We start from the raw sequence: 14,063 nt of genomic DNA, 5'->3' as shown, positions 1-14,063 counted from the left end.
GCTACCAGTGGAAACTGTCTGGGCATGATGCCGGCACGGCCTCCAGTGCCGCCGGCGCCTTGCGATCGATCGCGTAAAGCCTCGCAAAGCCAGCGTCTCGCAGAAGGCGGGTACCTGCCGGCATGACGTCGCCGACGTTCTGATCGACGGTATCGGCGTTGACGACCATGATGAAATCAAACTTGCTGCGCCAGTCGACGAGATAGGGCGTGAAGCTGGCAGCCTCCGCCATCAGGCCCGGACAGGACAGAACACCGGTTGAAAAGAGATTTCCTTCCGGTACCGAACGGTCTGACCAGGAGGGCAGGACGGCAAGAGGCTGCTTGCCCTGCGCGCTGAAGAGCGTCGGGACAAAAGCATGCGCCAGAGGCACCGCCAATGTCGGCAGATGCCGAAATGTATCCTCGGTGAATGCGTAATGCCGCTGATCGAGTTTTATCTCGGCAAAGGCCGGATCGTGCTGCAGCGGCAAGATCGCTGCGCCGGGAGGAACAGCTTCAAGCACCTTCTCAACGCTGGCAACATCGGCCTGCCCCTGCCACCAGTTGAAACCGATCCAGGCGGTTCGGCCAAGGACAGCGATATTCAAGGCGATGAACAGGACGATGGCCTGACTCCGGCCGACTTTTTGGAAGGGGCAGATCATCACCATGCCGACAAGGGCAGCCATGATGGGAAAGCGCCAGCTTATCCAGCCGGTACCGAAGGCATGCCGTGGTGAAAGGATGGCTAGAACAAGAAGACCGGCCGCGGTGATCACAAGCCCCGCATGAACGCGCATGTCCTTTGCGGCAACCGCCCTGCTGCAGACGAGCAGAATCGGTACGAGCAAAATGACATCGACGATCGCAACATAGGTCCAGACGGCCGACAGCAGGTTGAAAATCAGCAGTACCGGCCCGTTATTCCAGGCCGCCAGGATGCCGCCAGCATGACTGCCCGGGAGTTCTGCGGCGGTCAGTGCCAGCACCAGCGGCGGCAACAGGCAGGCAGCCATTGCAGCGGCAAGTCTGCCGGCGAGACGCAACACCGCCGTGCGCGATGCGAGAATGTCAAAGCGCCAGGAAAATTCCAGCCCGCAGACGATCGCCAGGAAGAAGCCTACCGAGAAGATATGCACGACGGTGAGAAACAGCGACGCGGCCACCCGCCAAAGGAAGAGCCTGACCGCGGAACCGGACTGCAGCCGGTGATCCATCGTTGAAAACAGTAACGCGAGGCCGAGGCCGATCTGGAAATTGATGAAACCGCCGATCAGCGTGGCACACCAGGCGAAATACAGCATGCCGATCTGCCAATAGTAGCTGCCGCCGAACAAGCGGCGATGCAGAGCGATTGCGCCAAGCGGCGGCAGAACAATGGCCAGGAACAGCAGGGTGCGGGCGAGCAGCGAGACGCCGATGAAAGGACCGATGAAACGGGCAAGCAGATCGATGCCGACATTGGTGAAGGTGCGGTTCCACTCGATCGCGTAGATCTCGGGGAATAGTGCTTCCCTTATGCCGCCGGCAAGCAGCCACATCCGGGCATAATGGTTCGCGTAGTCGAGCAGTGGCGGAAATTTGAACAGGCCGACAAGAATGGCCACAAAACCCATGAACACGAGCAGAGGCGCCGTCGACGCCTGCCGGACAGTCACGTCCTGCTGCTTTACCGCGCCGTGGACTTCAGCTGAAAATATGTGATCAAGGTTCGCCATAGCCAATCCTGTCCGAACTCGGGGACAGGTCTAGCAGCCAATGGTCAAGCTTCCTTTAAGCGGGTCACCCTCGCCTGGCGATCATGATGCCGGCAAGCACAATGAGGCCGCCCAGGGCCTGCATTGCCGTGATCGACTCGTTGAGCAGCGCCCAGGCGAGAATGGCCGCCACGACCGGCTGGAGAAGCAGGGTCAGCGAGGAGAACGCGGCTGGCAGGTAAGCAAGCGCATAGGCGATCGCCACTTGCCCGCCCGCATGGCTGACGAAGGCAAGGCCCGATACCACCGACCAGCCGTAAAGGCTTGCCGGCAGCATGTGGCCTTCGAAGAAAAACGCGAGCGGGAAGACGCCGACCGCGGCAGAGGCTGTGCTCCACAGCATGATGCGGATCGTATCGAAACGACTGCGCAGCGCGCCGATTGCCAGGATGTAGCAGGCGTAGAAGAAGGCGGCGATCATGGCGACCCCATCACCCCGCAGGTCGCCGTTTCCAAAGGCAGCAGGCCCGCCCTTCAGCACGATTACGCCGGCCAATGCCAGGACCAGACCGAGCACGAAGACGCGGGTAACCTTGGCGCCCAAGAATAGAAATCCGATAGCGGTGACGAAGACCGGGGCAAGGTTTGCAAGCAGTGTCGCATTGGCGACGGAGGTCATGGTGATCGACAGATGCCAGGCCGACAGATCAAGCGCCAGCACGGCGCCCGGCAGGATCAGCATACCGTAATCGGCAAGGCTCTTCGGCTTGGGACCGGTATCCTTGCGCAGAAGCGAGAAGATGAAGATCGGGATCAGTGCCAGCGCCACACGCCAGAAGGCCGTTGCCATCGGCCCGACCTCGGAAAGCCGTACGAAGATTGGCGATCCGCCGATCGCCGCACCACCGATAATGAGGGCGATGAGCGGGAGGCGGCTGGAAGACGGAGTTTCGGAAACGGGGGAAGCGGCCTGCGACATGATCTCGATGCTTTCTGCACGGCTGATCTCGCAAGCCGCGACTGACGCAGCGACTATCAGAAGTCGCGCCTCGATGACAGTCGGTGAACGACAGATCGATCAGAAATAGATCGTGATTATCCCTCGGCCGCGGCTTTCAGCTTTTCTGCGATCTCGCGGGCGACGAAGACCGCATGCTCGGTGATTTGCGGCAATCCCATCAATTCGCCGAAGGTGCCGCGTGCAAGCGGACCGGAAATGAGCAAGGTGGGGATCACCTGACCATCCGCTCCGAGCGCTTCGGAATGCTCGGAACAAGCAAGCCCGAGACCGGCCGGGTCGAGGACGAGACAGCCTTCGCGCGCGAGTTCTCCCAGCCAAGGCTGTGTCTGCAAGATGCCGCCATGCGCCGGACCAGTCGTGACGACGACGGCGTCGAACGTCCGTTCCAATCTTTCGCGGGCGTGCCGCGGCTGCAGGGTGACACGGATCGTTTCACCCTCGACCTTGGCATCGGCGACGGATGCCGCAATTACTTCCAGCCGGCCGGCTTCGATTGCCGAATCGAGCACAGCCTCCACCTGCGGGGCGATGCGGAAACGATGAACATCCCAATATGGTCTGAGATGTCGGACGATGCGCCGCCGCTCGGCGACAGGCAGAGCACGCCAGAGATCGTGGCCCTGGGAGCGCACCTGATCGATGACGGCATGCCAGCTCAAGCCCTGCTCAGCCGCCTGGCGAATGGTCAGCCGGATCCTGCGCAACAATGCGACTGCAGAGGATCCCGGATCGGCGATGAAATCGCCGAAGGGCTCCTGCGGAGCCGCAGCATGGCCGCGAGAGCGCAGGCCGCGGCGGGAAATCGCGACGACAGGACCTTCATGGCCGTTGCGTGCAAGCGAGGCGATCACATCTGCCGCCGTCAGACCGTTGCCAATGACGAGAACCCTGTCCTGCGGCCGCACGATCTCCAGGGAGCCGGGTTTCGTGGTATCGGCGACGAAACGAGGATGGCTTGAAAGAATAGCCGCGAGCCTGCCCGGTGCAACCGGGGGGGGATGGCTGGTAGCGATGGCAACGATATCGGCTTGCGTCCGACCACCCTTGGCGTCGAGGATCACCCATCCATCACCCTTGCGGCGGATGGCCGTCACCAGGGCGCGGCGATGTGTGATGGCACCCGATTTCAGGAAGGGTTGCAGAAGCGAGCCGACATAATCACCGAAGACACGCCGGCGCGGGAACAGCTGGCCATTCTCGCGCGCGGCCTCGGGATCGTCGCGCACGGCATTGTTCATCTCGATCCAGCGCTGGAACTCTTCCACGTCGTCCGGCTGCAGGCTCATCTTGGCGGCCGGTACATTGATGCGGTGCGCCGGATCGACAGTGTCATAGGCAAGACCGCGGCCCAGCATGGGGCGCGGCTCGAAGACCACAATCTCGGGCACATCGTTGCCGGCAAGCTTCAACAGATGATAGGCGACACCCGCTCCTGAAACACCGCCGCCGATAATGGCGACAAGCGGCCGCCGGGATTTCTGTTCGGTCGAAAGTTCTGTCTGAAACTGCATCTCAGCCGGCATCATTTCAATGGATACCAAAGCATATGTGGAGCACGACGGCCACGCAATGCTTCGGTCCCATTGTCTATAATTTTTATGCAGAAATCTGCAGCAATGCGATCATCCGGAAATCGTGGTTGCAAATTCCGGCGTGCCCCGGATGGTGTTGCTGACCGTGCAGATTTCGTCTTCGGCCATATGGGCGATCTTGCGACGCGTTTCCTCGTCAATATCGCCCTTGATGGAGAAAGCGATGTTGAATTTCGCAACGCGCGACAGCCCTTCCACAGCCTTCTCGCCGGTCACATCAGCGGTGATCTCCGTGACCTTGTCAAGGATGCCGAGCTGGCTTGCCGCCATACGGGCGCTGAGCACGAGACAGGCCGAAAGCGAGGAATAGAGCAGATCGAGCGGATTGAAGCCCGGCTGCGACGGGCTGGTGACGACATCGATCTCGCCGCCGGTAACCGAGGTGACATGCGGGAAACCGACACGGCCGAGAACAGCCTTTGCACCGGTGGGACGGGGACGAGCCTTGAGATCGGCCATTTTGAAATCCTCTATCGAATATAGCTTTCAGATAGTGGTTCCGGTCCAGAGCCGCAATGCGGTGATTTGATTTTCACTCAGCGCTGCGGAACGGAACTTTTCTACTTCTCAGCAGTTTTTTTCCAAAGTAACCTCATGAAGAGGCACGGTTTCTCCATGCCTAATGCTCGCCACATCGACCGCAAGCACAAAACTATGGATGCTCGCGACCGGCTGATCGTTGCGCTCTACGCCCAACTCAAGGCTGAGCGGGAAACACGCGAGACGTTGGAATGGGCAATCCGCAACGGTGCAGTATCCAAGGAAGTACTGGAGGCGATTGCCGGCGATCCGGTTCCGGTCGTGACCAGCGAGGATATCGCATCGCTCGAAAAGATCATCGCGCTTGACGAGCGGCGTAGCCGCCCGTCCCGGCAATGAATGACCAGAACGGTTGACAAGGAGGAAAGCATATGGCCGACATCACCTATCAGATCGTTCCCCACGACAATGGTTGGGCTTACAAGCTCGGCGACACATTGTCCGAACCCTACGCTACCGCTGAACAGGCAATGGATCGCGCAAGAAACGCCGCTGCTCGCCAGAAGATCGGCAATGGCGATGCGCTGCTCGCCTATCCAGCGCCAGATGGAAACGGCTGGAAATTCCAGCCACTTGAAACCGACAAAGGCAACGGCAGGCTCTGAACGGAGGGGGCGATGGCAGCACGCGCAAGCTGGAAGGGCCATCTGAAGGTCGGCGATCTTGCTTGCGCCGTCGGCCTTTATACAGCCGTCTCCTCGTCAGATCGCGTCTCCTTCAACATCATCAACCGCAGGACCGGCCACCGCGTCGAGCGGCAGTTCGTCGACAGCGAAACCGGCAAGCCGGTGGAGCGGGACAACCAGGTCAAAGGCTACCGAATGGAGAGCGGCGACTACATTCTCATCGAAGGCGATGAGATTGCCGAGATCATGCCCGAAAGCGACAAAGTGCTGAATGTGCAGGGCTTCATTCCCTGCGATGGGATCGACAAACTCTATTTCGACCGCCCCTACCATCTGGCGCCGGTCGACGCGCACGATGCGGAAGCGCTGGCGCTGATTGCGAGGGTCATGCTTGACGGCAAAATGGCAGCCCTTGCCGAAGCCGTGCTCTTCCGCCGCAATCGCACACTGCTCATCCGCGTACAGGACGACCATGTCATCGCGACCATGCTGAACTTCGACTATGAGGTGCGCTCGGCAAGCTCCGTCTTCAAGGACATTCCCGATATCAAGTTCGACAAGGAGATGCTGGAGCTTGCGGGGCACATCATTGCCACCAAGCAGGGCAGCTTCGACCCGAGCCAATATCACGACCGCTACGAGGCAGCACTCGTCGAGCTGGTGAAAGCCAAGATCGAAGGCCGTGCGCCGCCGAAACGCAAGCGCGAGCCCGAGCGCAAGGTGGTCGATCTCATGGAGGCATTGCGCCAAAGTGCGAAAATGGGCGCGAAGATGGACCGCAAGACACCGACGAAGAAGCCCGCCGCCCGCAAGACCGCCGATAGAAGCAGCAGGAAGGCAAGCTGATCATGGCGCTCGAAACCTATCAGGCCAAGCGGGATTTCAAGATCACGCCAGAGCCGCGCGGCAAACAAGGCCAGGCGAAGGGCAACAGCTTCGTGATCCAGAAACATGACGCCACACGGCTGCATTACGACTTTCGGCTCGAGATGGACGGCGTACTGAAAAGCTGGGCCGTCACCAAAGGGCCGAGCCTCAATCCCGAAGACAAGCGCCTGGCCGTTCATGTCGAAGACCATCCGCTCTCCTATGGCGATTTCGAGGGCATCATTCCGAAGGGCCAGTATGGCGGCGGTACCGTGATCGTCTGGGATCGCGGCACGTGGACGCCGCTTGGCGACGCGCGCAAGGCCTATCGCAAGGGCCACATGGAATTCGAACTCGACGGGGAGAAGCTGAAGGGCCGCTGGCACCTGGTGCGCATGCATGGAAAACCCGGCGAGAAACGTGAGAACTGGCTGCTCATTAAAGGCGACGATGAAGAAGCCCGGCATGAGGGCGGACCCGATATCCTTGAAGAGCGCCCCGAATCCGCCAAAACCGGTCGGCAACTCGAAGAGGTGGCCGAAAATCCAGACGCAACCTGGCACTCCAGACCGGAGGGCGGCAAGGCTGTTGCCGCAAAAGCGAGGGCGCCGGCCAGAAAGGCCAAGCCTGCTGTCGCGCAGAAGCGGGATTGGCCGAAGGGAGCGAAAAAGACTGTCATGCCCGGCTTTACCGAGCCGGAGCTTGCCAAACTCAAACCGAAGCCGCCGACCGACGAGGGTTGGATTCATGAGATCAAGTTCGATGGCTATCGGCTGCAGGTTAAGATCGAGCACGGACGTGTGACGATGTTGACACGCAGCGGGCTGGACTGGACGGAAAAATTCGGCAGGGACATTGTCGATGCCTTTGGCTCCGTTGCGGTGGAAACGGCTGTTCTCGACGGCGAGCTCGTGGTCGAGCGTGATACCGGCGCATCGGATTTCTCCGCACTGCAGCACGACCTCAGCGAAGGCCGTTATGATCGCTTCGTCTTTTATGCTTTCGATCTGCTTTATATCGATGGCTACAGCCTGCTGAACGTAAGCCTCCTCGAACGCAAACATTTGCTCGAAAGCCTGCTGCCCGATGATAGCGGCAAACTGCGCTACAGTGCGCATTTCAACGAGGATGGCGGGCTGGTGCTGAATCACGCCTGCCGGCTCAGCCTCGAAGGTGTCGTATCCAAGCAGCGCGACAGCAAATATGTCTCCGGTCGCAACGGCGAATGGATCAAATCGAAATGCTCACAACGGCAGGAATTCGTCATCGGCGGCTACGTGCCCTCGACCGCGATGAAAAATGCCATCGGCTCGCTCGCCATGGGCTATTACGAGGACGGCGCACTGAAACATGTCGGCCGCGTCGGCACCGGCTATACGGTCACGACGGCACAGATGCTTTACGAGCGGCTGTCGGCCATGGAGATGAAACAGAATTCCTTCGACGACAAGCTGACCGCGGAGGAGCGGCGCGGCCTGCACTACGTCAAGCCGCAGCTTGTTGCCGAAGTGGAGTTCCGCGCATGGTCGGCCGATGGTAACCTGCGCCACGCAGCCTTCCGGGGATTGCGGGAGGACAAGCAGGCAAAGGATGTTGTGCGCGAGATGGAAAAGACGACCGCAAAAAACCTGCCAACATCGGCCGTGCAGCTCACCCATCCCGACCGTATCTATTGGCCTGATGAGGGTGTCACCAAGGAGGGCCTTGCCAATTATTATGCGCAGGTCTGGCGTTTCATGGCGCCCTATGTCGTCAATCGACCGCTAGCGCTCCTGCGTCTGCCCGATGGGATTTCCGGCCATCAGCGCTTTTTCCAGAAACATGCCTGGAAGGGCATGAATGATCATATCGAGCAGATTACCGACCCCAAGGACAAGGGTGGCGAGAAGCTGCTGCGTATTGGCGATTACGATGGCGTCGTGGCACTGGTGCAATCGGCGGTGTTGGAAATCCATCCGTGGGGCACGACGACGGACAACTGGGAAAAGCCGGACATGATCACCATGGATCTCGACCCCGGCGAGGACGTGCCATGGGAAAATGTGATAGCGGCCGCTTACGAACTGAAGGAGCGCATCGAAGGCGAAGGCCTTGCAGCTTTCGTCAAGACTTCCGGCGGCAAGGGCCTGCATGTCGTGGCGCCGCTTGAGCCGAAGGCCAGCTGGGTGGACGTGAAGGGGTTTGCCAAATGGCTGGCGGACAGCATGTCGAAAGATGATCCCGACCGCTACCTTGCGACCGCAACAAAGGCGAAGCGCAGCGGCAAGATCTTCATCGACTATCTCCGGAACGGCCGCGGCAACACCGCCGTTGCCGCCTATTCCACGCGTGCCCGGCCGGGTGCCGCCGTCTCCATGCCGCTGGAGTGGAGTGAGCTGACCACCGAAATGGGCCCCGCCTATTTTACCGTCGACAATACGCCGGCGCGGCTCGATGCGCTTAACAAGGATCCCTGGGACGGGTTCTTTGCGGCTGCCAAGCCATTGCAGAAGCGGAAAAGATAGGCGCGAGCCGATGCATAGACCGACCGCCCTCCCCTTCCGGGGAACGGAACCCGAGAAGTCCTATCGCGACTTTCCGCGATCGCCCTCAGCGGCGAGGCTCTTCTTCAGTGCATCCATGATGTTGATGACATTGCCCGTCGATTTCACCGGGGCCGGCTTCCGGGCTGGGGCTGCCTTCCTGAGGCTCTTTTCTTTACCGCGGATCAACGCATTCAGCCGCTTCTGAACCGGATCCTGCACCATTGAAGGGCTCCATTCCTTCGTCTCTTCCTTGACCAGCTTCTTCATCAAGGTCAGCAACTCGCTGTCGACCTTCGCCTTCATATCGAGTTCGGCGGCCGGTTCGCGCACCTCGTCGCCATAACGCAATGTCCAGAGAACGATGCCCTTGTCCTGCGGCTCCAGCAGCACGGCCCTTTCGCGTCGGTAGAGCACCAGCCGCGCAATGCCGACCACATCATTGGCCCGCATCGCCTCGCGGATCACGCAGAAGGCCTCCATGCCGACCTTGTCTTCCGGCGCCAGGAAATGCGGCTTGTCATACCAGATCCAATCGATCGATCCACGCGGTACGAAACTGTCGATATCGATGGTGCGGGTGCTCTCCAGCCCCACCTCCTCGATCTCCTCGTCTTCGAGCAGGACGTAGTCGTCCTCGCCGCGGGGGTAGCCCTTCACCTGATCTTTCTCAGAAACAGGCTTATGCGTGACGCTATCGACATAGCGGCTTTCGACGCGATTTTTCGTTGCGCGGTTCAACACATGAAACCGCACCTTGCTCGACTCCGTCGTCGCCGGCGTCAGTGAAACGGACGCTGTGACAAGCGAGAGCTTGAGGTAGCCTTTCCAGAACGTTTGACGGGCCATGCGCCATAAACGGAAATCGTGGCGAGAGGTTCCGCCCGGGAGGGCTTTGGACGCGAAAAATTCCCTCCGCCAGCGAAGTTTCGACGTGACATCCAAGAGTTCACGGCCGCAATCACATATTCGTTTCGACAATTTCCTGACACGATTTTCGTACCAATGGTTCGATGTCGTTATGAGCAGGCAAGCACATGCATAAAGAAGATGTCTCCCGAGCCAAGAAAGTCGCTTTCGTCCTCACGCTGTTCTTTGGTGTGATGATATCCTACGCGAAGTTTGCCGGACTTTTTCCGCCGCCTAATTTCAGCGACGAAAGCAAGTATGGCCCGGCGGGCTGGTTCTCAAGCTTCGACCTCGGACCGCCACCATTCTTTCACCCAAAGGATTTCCGTCCGATTGAAGAACCGCGCGACATTTCCGTTTGAGTGATGTGGCGCGGACTGTTGCAGTCCGCTTCCTCCAGCACGTTTATACGTTCTCCGCCGCCGCAACATGTTGCGATCTTCACTGCTTGTGACGTGACGGGCAGGCCCCCCCCCCGCTTTATCAATCAGCTTTGCAAAACGCGCCTGCCATATAGACCATATTCCTGGTCGCGAATTTAGGCGCAATTCTTAGGAGTTTTTGGCGAATTTGGTACTTCAGCCACCCCTTCGCCCGTCCGGCTAGATACTGTTCGTATTGAATGTCATGAGCGAAAACCATTAGCCGTTCGACCTTTAGACCACACGTCTTCAGCAAGTTTTCGAAGGAGCCTGGCGTATAAAAGTTGATGTGACCGTAGGGGCCGGACTCGCGGATGGATTTCGGAAGATCGTTCGTCAGTTCGAGCGGAACTTCGACATAGAGATTTCGGCTGACACGTTTGGCCTCCCGCAGAAACATTCGTTCATGCTCGACATGTTCAAGGACATGGATGGCAAGCCCGAGATCGAATGCCTTGTCAGGATGTGGGATTGAATAACCGTCGAATTGGTCCGCTGCCGCCAGGCTATTAATTTGGCGTGCGCGTATGGCCTCGATGCCTGATCGTGATAGCTCTACTGCAGCGAAACGATTGGCAAAGCCGTTGCCGGCAAGTTCCGAAAGGACAGCGCCTTCTCCGGCGCCAATGTCGATTACCGACTGAAAGCTATGATCCGCTGCAACTTTCTTAATGTGTCCCACAGACTGCTTTGCTGCGATCGCGCGTTTCTGAGCGACTTCGCCATCAGCGTAGTAGTCTGAATACATTTCAACAATTTCGGCGCTACTGATCATCCCCGTTCCTCCCGAGGCGATTATGCGTACCAACCACATATAAGCAAGTTAGAATCATCTAACTACACACAAAAGTTGTGCTTACTAGCGTGCGGGGACGTCCACACTTCTTGATTCTGGCCAGCAAAAGCGAGGCGTTCGAGCCTCATATTCCCGCTGGCGGCGGACGTTGAAGCTAATCTCGGCGAGTGTCCCGGGGCGATGTCTACGACAAGCGACCCGATCCTGAGATCGATCATCTTTTTGCAGACATTCGGTTTTCTCCAAGGAAGGACGCTGGCGGCTGCTCAAGCAACCCCCACGGCGAGACCGAGACCAAACAGGATGCTAGGTGCCGCCAAGACGGACAGGCAAGGCGCATATTCTACGTGTAGCTGTGGCTTAAAGTGGGCGAGGCTATTGTCGACGAGGAGATGCGTCGAAGAATGCCTCGGGCGAAAGGTGGCCGCGGCACATCCAATGAAAAATGAAGGTGGACAGAAAGGTGGACTGGCTTGGCGCGCGTCTATCCAAGCAACCGAAAACAAAAAATAGTTTGAAATGTGATGGTGCCCAGGACCGGAATCGAACCAGTGACACGCGGATTTTCAATCCGCTGCTCTACCAACTGAGCTACCTGGGCTAACCACGCTTCTCGAAAAACATTCCGGCTTGGAATGTCGGGGCCTTGGTTCGCCCCGGAAGCGAGCGGGGTTATAGCATCTTGTTCGCCCATGGCAAGCATCAAATGATAGTTTTTTGACGGTCCAGCAGATTTTGGCAATTTGCGAGAAAAAATAAGGGCTTCGCGGTGGAAAACCTAGTTTTCCTCGTCGGGGTAGTCCGCCTTGGTCTCGTCGTCGGCCACGGGAATGGCGTAGGAACCCGTCAGCCAGCGCGACAGGTCCACCTCGCGGCAGCGGTTGGAGCAGAAGGGATAGTGCTCGCGGTTCGACGGTTTGCCGCATTCCGGGCAGGGACGCGTCTTGCGCAGCGGCTCGACCTTGCCTCCGGTCTTCATTTCATCGGACATATTTCCTCCTACAGCATGGGTCCGAAAACCGTTGCGATTTTCAGAAAGCCTGATGCGTAGATTCAAAACGCTAAAGCGTCCTTTGTGCGTCCGAAAGGACGCACGGCGCTCTAGCTGAAGATCAACCCTCGGGCCAACGGCTGTGGACATCGAAGCCCTCGCCGGTCAGAAGCAGGATGGTTTCATAAAGCGGCAGTCCCACGACATTGGTGTAGGAACCCACCATTTTCTGCACGAAGGTGCCCGCGAGCCCCTGGATGCCGTAGGCACCCGCCTTACCGCGCCATTGGCCTGACGCAATGTAGTTTTCGATCTCGAAACTCGACAGGCGCTTGAAGCGCACCTTGGTCTCGACGATCTTCTGGCGCACCTTGCGATCGGGTGTGATGAGGCAGATGCCCGTATAGACCACATGGTTGCGGCCGGAGAGCAGATGCAGCGAGTTTGAGGCTTCGTCGGCAAACTCTGCCTTGCCGAGGATGCGACGGCCGACGGCGACCACGGTATCGGCGGACAGGATATAGCTGCCCTTCCAGGTGATGTCGCCCTTGATGGCGGCAAGTGCCGCCTCTGCCTTTTCGCCCGATAGGCGACGCGCCAGAGAGCGCGGATGCTCCGACTTCTTCGGCGCCTCGTCGATATCCATCGGCATGAGGCGCGAGGGCTCGATGCCAGCCTGATTGAGCAGGTCGACGCGGCGGGGCGAGCCCGAGGCCAGAATGAGCTTGTATTTCAGCGCCATGGAACCTCGACCATCGGCAGGCGGGAGCGAAAGCTCCGGGGAGCTTCGCAGACCAAGCTTACTTGAAGCGGTAGGTGATGCGGCCCTTCGTCAGGTCGTAGGGCGTCATTTCGACCAGAACCTTGTCGCCGGCGAGAACGCGGATGCGGTTCTTGCGCATGCGGCCGGCGGTGTGGGCAATGATCTCATGCTCGTTTTCGAGCTTCACGCGGAACGTCGCATTCGGCAGAAGTTCGGTCACGATGCCCGGGAATTCGAGGACTTCTTCTTTCGGCATATAAGGGTTTTCTTCCTGTGTGTTGGGTAAAAAGGCGCAAGGCGCCTGAAAATTTGCGCGGAAACTACACAATCAACGGGGATTTGTGAACCTCGTAGATCGGGCTTTCTGACTTTTGTTTCACGCCGATTGCGCGGCGATGCCATTTCTCTTGAGTAGCCGGCTTTCGATGAGGCCGGCGAGGTGATCGCGAACCTCGCGGTAACCGTCCAATATCTGCTCACGCGTGCCGGTCGCGACCGTCGGATCCATGGTCGGCCAGTAGACAACGTCAACAGCGCTGGAGCGGGTCAGCTCGAGGGCTGCGTGATGGGCCGGCGGCGAGAGCGTGATGATGAGGTCGAAATAATCGTCCTCAAGCTCCTCCAGCGTCTGCGGCTGCCGGCGGCCGAGCGACAGGCCAATTTCCTCCAGCACGACATCGACGAAGGGATCGCGTTCGCCGGCGCGAACACCGGCAGATCGTATATAGGTATTGGCCGGCAGAATGCTGCGGGCGATTGCTTCGGCCATCGGCGAACGGATAGCGTTCATGCCGCACATGAAGAGGATGGCGCCCGGCCGCTTTCCACCCTCGGTTTCAACATGCGGCTCCATCGCCGTCATCCACGCCAGTAGAGCACGCAGACCAGCGTGAAGAGGCGCCGGGCGGTGTCGAAATCGACGTCGATCTTGCCGGAGAGACGATCCTTCAGCGTCTGCGAACCCTCGTTATGAATGCCGCGCCGGCCCATGTCGATCGCCTCGATACGGCTTGGAGAGGCCGAACGGATCGCCTCATAATAGCTTTCGCAGATCATAAAGTAGTCCTTCACGATCCGCCGGAAGGGCGTCAGGGAGAGGATATGGGTTGCGACATCCTCACCCTTTTCCGTGGTGATCGCAAAGACCAGCTTGGAATCGACCAGCGAAATGTTCAGCCGGTACGGCCCGCCGGCATGGCCTGACGGCGCAAACGAGTTCTCCTCGATCAGATCGAAGATCGCGACTGCCCGCTCATGCTCGACATCGGGCGTCGAACGGCCGATCGTATCGTCAAGGACAACGTCGCAGAGCCGGAAGTCGTCCTTCGCCATTCCC

16 protein-coding genes and 1 tRNA gene are annotated in these 14,063 nt (G+C 59.0%); 5 read left to right on the top strand and 12 right to left on the bottom strand.

Annotation, left to right across the window (positions count from 1 at the left end):
* Window position 1 precedes the first annotated feature (1 nt).
* From AC1DF8_RS07015 to AC1DF8_RS07000, 4 genes are all read right to left on the bottom strand, one after another.
* Complete coding sequence (locus tag AC1DF8_RS07015) at window positions 2-1,699, bottom strand: hypothetical protein (RefSeq protein WP_477995440.1); 1,698 nt, start codon at window positions 1,697-1,699, stop codon at window positions 2-4.
* Between the two features lie 64 nt (window positions 1,700-1,763).
* Window positions 1,764-2,657, bottom strand: coding sequence for a DMT family transporter (locus AC1DF8_RS07010; RefSeq protein ID WP_183880727.1), 894 nt, complete (start codon window positions 2,655-2,657; stop codon window positions 1,764-1,766).
* A gap of 116 nt (window positions 2,658-2,773) precedes the next feature.
* Complete coding sequence (locus tag AC1DF8_RS07005) at window positions 2,774-4,225, bottom strand: FAD/NAD(P)-binding protein (protein WP_113203557.1); 1,452 nt, start codon at window positions 4,223-4,225, stop codon at window positions 2,774-2,776.
* A gap of 96 nt (window positions 4,226-4,321) precedes the next feature.
* Complete coding sequence (locus AC1DF8_RS07000; RefSeq protein ID WP_477995438.1) at window positions 4,322-4,750, bottom strand: OsmC family protein; 429 nt, start codon at window positions 4,748-4,750, stop codon at window positions 4,322-4,324.
* Between the two features lie 156 nt (window positions 4,751-4,906).
* On the opposite strand from AC1DF8_RS07000, the gene AC1DF8_RS06995 reads away from it, so the two are divergent.
* The 4 genes from AC1DF8_RS06995 to ligD are packed head-to-tail and all read left to right on the top strand — an operon-like array spanning window position 4,907 to window position 8,828.
* Window positions 4,907-5,170: a hypothetical protein gene (locus AC1DF8_RS06995; RefSeq protein ID WP_112969871.1), complete on the top strand. Its 264-nt coding sequence runs from the start codon at window positions 4,907-4,909 to the stop codon at window positions 5,168-5,170.
* A 32-nt stretch (window positions 5,171-5,202) separates the two neighbouring features.
* Window positions 5,203-5,436 (top strand): DUF2188 domain-containing protein, encoded by a 234-nt coding sequence (locus tag AC1DF8_RS06990; RefSeq protein WP_018113919.1) that lies wholly within the window; start codon window positions 5,203-5,205, stop codon window positions 5,434-5,436.
* Window positions 5,437-5,448: 12 nt separating this feature from the next.
* Window positions 5,449-6,303, top strand: a complete 855-nt coding sequence (ku, locus tag AC1DF8_RS06985; protein ID WP_112541560.1) for a non-homologous end joining protein Ku — start codon at window positions 5,449-5,451, stop codon at window positions 6,301-6,303.
* A gap of 2 nt (window positions 6,304-6,305) precedes the next feature.
* Window positions 6,306-8,828 (top strand): DNA ligase D, encoded by a 2,523-nt coding sequence (gene ligD, locus AC1DF8_RS06980; RefSeq protein ID WP_477995435.1) that lies wholly within the window; start codon window positions 6,306-6,308, stop codon window positions 8,826-8,828.
* A 60-nt stretch (window positions 8,829-8,888) separates the two neighbouring features.
* Here ligD and ku (AC1DF8_RS06975) read toward each other — a convergent pair whose 3' ends face one another.
* Window positions 8,889-9,695, bottom strand: a complete 807-nt coding sequence (ku, locus tag AC1DF8_RS06975) for a non-homologous end joining protein Ku (protein WP_477995433.1) — start codon at window positions 9,693-9,695, stop codon at window positions 8,889-8,891.
* Window positions 9,696-9,883: 188 nt separating this feature from the next.
* Here ku (AC1DF8_RS06975) and AC1DF8_RS06970 point away from each other — a divergent pair, with 188 nt between their 5' ends.
* Window positions 9,884-10,117, top strand: a complete 234-nt coding sequence (locus AC1DF8_RS06970; RefSeq protein WP_113211379.1) for a hypothetical protein — start codon at window positions 9,884-9,886, stop codon at window positions 10,115-10,117.
* Between the two features lie 121 nt (window positions 10,118-10,238).
* Here AC1DF8_RS06970 and AC1DF8_RS06965 read toward each other — a convergent pair whose 3' ends face one another.
* From AC1DF8_RS06965 to AC1DF8_RS06935, 7 genes are all read right to left on the bottom strand, one after another.
* A complete protein-coding gene (locus tag AC1DF8_RS06965; RefSeq protein ID WP_477995430.1) occupies window positions 10,239-10,952 on the bottom strand; it encodes a class I SAM-dependent methyltransferase in 714 nt (237 codons plus the stop codon).
* Window positions 10,953-11,498: 546 nt separating this feature from the next.
* Window positions 11,499-11,574 (bottom strand) — tRNA-Phe (locus AC1DF8_RS06960).
* A gap of 177 nt (window positions 11,575-11,751) precedes the next feature.
* Complete coding sequence (gene yacG / locus AC1DF8_RS06955; RefSeq protein ID WP_112541619.1) at window positions 11,752-11,964, bottom strand: DNA gyrase inhibitor YacG; 213 nt, start codon at window positions 11,962-11,964, stop codon at window positions 11,752-11,754.
* 121 nt (window positions 11,965-12,085) lie between these two features.
* On the bottom strand, window positions 12,086-12,706 hold the full coding sequence (locus AC1DF8_RS06950; RefSeq protein ID WP_007821131.1) for a Maf-like protein: 621 nt from the start codon (window positions 12,704-12,706) through the stop codon (window positions 12,086-12,088).
* A gap of 58 nt (window positions 12,707-12,764) precedes the next feature.
* Entirely contained in the window at window positions 12,765-12,983 is a 219-nt protein-coding gene (gene infA, locus AC1DF8_RS06945; RefSeq protein WP_003545338.1) for a translation initiation factor IF-1, read from the bottom strand.
* A 120-nt stretch (window positions 12,984-13,103) separates the two neighbouring features.
* Entirely contained in the window at window positions 13,104-13,589 is a 486-nt protein-coding gene (locus AC1DF8_RS06940) for an arsenate-mycothiol transferase ArsC (protein ID WP_183887203.1), read from the bottom strand.
* A complete protein-coding gene (locus tag AC1DF8_RS06935) occupies window positions 13,586-14,059 on the bottom strand; it encodes a UPF0262 family protein (protein ID WP_112541621.1) in 474 nt (157 codons plus the stop codon). Before AC1DF8_RS06935 ends, AC1DF8_RS06940 begins: the two co-directional genes overlap by 4 nt.
* Window positions 14,060-14,063 lie beyond the last annotated feature (4 nt).

This window comes from Rhizobium sp. 05N49, assembly GCF_056396805.1.
The sequence above is the reverse complement of the archived record's forward strand: the minus strand, read 5'-3'. Positions and strand labels throughout refer to the sequence as shown.

Excerpts from the sequence above, each read along its gene's own strand:
- AC1DF8_RS07015 (WP_477995440.1), bottom strand. The coding sequence starts at position 1,699 with ATGGCGAACCTTGATCACATATTTTCAGCTGAAGTCCACGGCGCGGTA.
- AC1DF8_RS07010 (WP_183880727.1), bottom strand. The coding sequence starts at position 2,657 with ATGTCGCAGGCCGCTTCCCCCGTTTCCGAAACTCCGTCTTCCAGCCGC.
- AC1DF8_RS07005 (WP_113203557.1), bottom strand. The coding sequence starts at position 4,225 with ATGATGCCGGCTGAGATGCAGTTTCAGACAGAACTTTCGACCGAACAG.
- AC1DF8_RS07000 (WP_477995438.1), bottom strand. The coding sequence starts at position 4,750 with ATGGCCGATCTCAAGGCTCGTCCCCGTCCCACCGGTGCAAAGGCTGTT.
- AC1DF8_RS06995 (WP_112969871.1), top strand. The coding sequence starts at position 4,907 with ATGCCTAATGCTCGCCACATCGACCGCAAGCACAAAACTATGGATGCT.
- AC1DF8_RS06990 (WP_018113919.1), top strand. The coding sequence starts at position 5,203 with ATGGCCGACATCACCTATCAGATCGTTCCCCACGACAATGGTTGGGCT.
- ku (WP_112541560.1), top strand. The coding sequence starts at position 5,449 with ATGGCAGCACGCGCAAGCTGGAAGGGCCATCTGAAGGTCGGCGATCTT.
- ligD (WP_477995435.1), top strand. The coding sequence starts at position 6,306 with ATGGCGCTCGAAACCTATCAGGCCAAGCGGGATTTCAAGATCACGCCA.
- ku (WP_477995433.1), bottom strand. The coding sequence starts at position 9,695 with ATGGCCCGTCAAACGTTCTGGAAAGGCTACCTCAAGCTCTCGCTTGTC.
- AC1DF8_RS06970 (WP_113211379.1), top strand. The coding sequence starts at position 9,884 with ATGCATAAAGAAGATGTCTCCCGAGCCAAGAAAGTCGCTTTCGTCCTC.
- AC1DF8_RS06965 (WP_477995430.1), bottom strand. The coding sequence starts at position 10,952 with ATGATCAGTAGCGCCGAAATTGTTGAAATGTATTCAGACTACTACGCT.
- yacG (WP_112541619.1), bottom strand. The coding sequence starts at position 11,964 with ATGTCCGATGAAATGAAGACCGGAGGCAAGGTCGAGCCGCTGCGCAAG.
- AC1DF8_RS06950 (WP_007821131.1), bottom strand. The coding sequence starts at position 12,706 with ATGGCGCTGAAATACAAGCTCATTCTGGCCTCGGGCTCGCCCCGCCGC.
- infA (WP_003545338.1), bottom strand. The coding sequence starts at position 12,983 with ATGCCGAAAGAAGAAGTCCTCGAATTCCCGGGCATCGTGACCGAACTT.
- AC1DF8_RS06940 (WP_183887203.1), bottom strand. The coding sequence starts at position 13,589 with ATGACGGCGATGGAGCCGCATGTTGAAACCGAGGGTGGAAAGCGGCCG.
- AC1DF8_RS06935 (WP_112541621.1), bottom strand. The coding sequence starts at position 14,059 with ATGGCGAAGGACGACTTCCGGCTCTGCGACGTTGTCCTTGACGATACG.